The 2,055-nt window shown below is 66.2% G+C and carries 3 protein-coding genes; all 3 read left to right on the top strand.

Annotated elements, in window-relative coordinates; all coding sequences use genetic code 11:
• Positions 1-103 precede the first annotated feature (103 nt).
• A complete protein-coding gene (gene fabZ / locus VF497_RS15690) occupies positions 104-571 on the top strand; it encodes a 3-hydroxyacyl-ACP dehydratase FabZ (protein WP_330890419.1) in 468 nt (155 codons plus the stop codon).
• A complete protein-coding gene (lpxA, locus tag VF497_RS15685; protein WP_330890417.1) occupies positions 571-1,341 on the top strand; it encodes an acyl-ACP--UDP-N-acetylglucosamine O-acyltransferase in 771 nt (256 codons plus the stop codon). The genes fabZ and lpxA overlap by 1 nt, the downstream gene beginning before the upstream one ends.
• Positions 1,338-2,055: lipid-A-disaccharide synthase (gene lpxB / locus VF497_RS15680; RefSeq protein ID WP_330890415.1), on the top strand; the 718-nt coding region annotated here is incomplete at its 3' end. The genes lpxA and lpxB, both read left to right, overlap by 4 nt.

The raw sequence follows: 2,055 nt of genomic DNA, 5'->3' as shown, positions 1-2,055 counted from the left end.
CCCCGATCCAGGATAATCGCAGTTGGCGCCGCAACGCGGCACGCTTCAAACATCTGGATGAGTTGAACCGGCGCGTGCAAGCGCTGGAGAAGGACGCAAAACCATGAACGACACGAAGACCAAACCCGCCCTGCCGATCGAGGCGCACGACATCGCCAAGATGTTGCCGCATCGCTATCCGTTCCTGCTCGTCGACCGCGTGCTCGCGTTCGAAGCCGGCAAGACCCTGACCGCGATCAAGAACGTGACGATGAACGAGCCGTTCTTCCAGGGCCATTTCCCCGGCTTCCCGGTGATGCCGGGTGTGCTCATCATCGAAGCGCTGGCGCAGGCCTCAGGCGTGCTCGTGCACCTGTCTTCACAGTACGCACCCGGCGCGCATCCGCTCTACTTCCTCGTCAAAGTCGACAAGGCCAAGTTCAGCAAAATCGTCGTGCCCGGCGACCAGCTCACGCTCGACATCGAACTCAAGCGCATGATCCGCAGCATGGCGATCTTCCACGGCCGCGCCTCGGTCAACGGCACTCCGGTCGCCGAAGCCGAGATGATGTGCGCGGAGAAGACGGACTGATGATCCACGCCACCGCTCAAATCGACGCCAGCGCCAAGCTCGGCGCGAACGTCGGCGTCGGTGCCTACAGCGTGATCGGCGCCGACGTCGAGATCGGCGATGGCACGCAGATCGCGCCGCATGTCGTCATCCAGGGTCCGACGCGGATCGGCCGCAACAATCGCATCGCCTCGTTCGCCTCGGTCGGCGGCGACCCGCAGGACAAGAAATACCACGGCGAGCGCGGCGAACTGGTCATCGGCGACGACAACCTGATCCGCGAATTCGTCACGATCAACCGCGGCACCGGCGACGGCGGCGGCGTCACCCGCATCGGTGATGGCAACTGGATCATGGCCTACGTGCACATCGCGCATGATTGCCTCGTCGGCAGCCACACGGTGTTTTCCAACAACGCTACGCTCGCCGGCCATGTCGAGATCGGCGACCACGCGATCCTGTCGGGCTTCGCCGGCGTGCACCAGTTCTGCCGCATCGGCGCGCATGCCTTCGTCGGCATGAACTGCATGGTCAACGGCGACGTACCGCCGTTCGTGATGATGGCCGCCGACTACGGCCGCCCGCGCGGGGTCAACACCGAAGGCTTGAAGCGTCGCGGTTTTTCCGCCGAGCGCATCGCCGCGATCAAGCGCGCCTACCGTGCGCTGTACGTGTCGAAGTCGCCGCTCGAGGAAGCGCGCGCCGCGCTCGCCACTAGCGCCGAGTCCGAGCCAGACGTACGCGCGATGCTCGACTTCATCGAGCGCGGACAAAGGCCGCTGGCGCGGTGACTCCAGCTGCGCCGCGCTTCCTCCTCGTGGCCGGCGAAGCCTCGGGCGACCTGCTCGGTGCCGACCTGATCGCGCGGCTCAAGGCGCGCTTCCCGAACGCACACTTCGCCGGCATCGGCGGCGCGCGCATGCGCGAGGCGGGCATGGAAATCTGGCAGCCGATGGAGCGCCTGTCGGTGATGGGCCTGGTCGAAGTGCTCAGGCACCTGCCGTCGCTGCTCGCGCTGCGTCGCGCGGTATTTCGGCGCACGCTGCAGCAACAGCCCGACGCCTTCATCGGCATCGACGCACCCGACTTCAACCTCGGCCTCGAAAGGAAACTCAAGCGCGCCGGCATCCGCACCGTGCACTACGTCAGTCCGTCGATCTGGGCCTGGCGCGAAAATCGCGCGGAGAAAATCGGCCGCAGCGCCGACCGCGTGCTCTGCCTGTTTCCGATGGAGCCGCCGATCTACGCGCGCCACCGCGTCGACGCGCGCTTTGTCGGTCATCCGCTGGCCAACGCGTTCGCGCTGCATCCGGACAAGCTCGCCGCGCGCCGCGCACTCGGCATCCCCGAAGATGCGCTGCTGCTGGCGATGTTGCCCGGCAGCCGGCTCGGCGAGATCAGCAGGCTCGGTCGCGATTTCCTCGATGCCGCAGTGCTGCTGCGCAGGCAATTCCCCGATCTGCGCATCGTCGCACCGACGGCGAATGTATCTTGCCGTGACGCGT

The organism is Rudaea sp., assembly GCF_036383415.1.
Lineage (GTDB): Bacteria > Pseudomonadota > Gammaproteobacteria > Xanthomonadales > Rhodanobacteraceae > Rudaea.
This window is presented reverse-complemented; position numbering and strand designations above follow the sequence as displayed.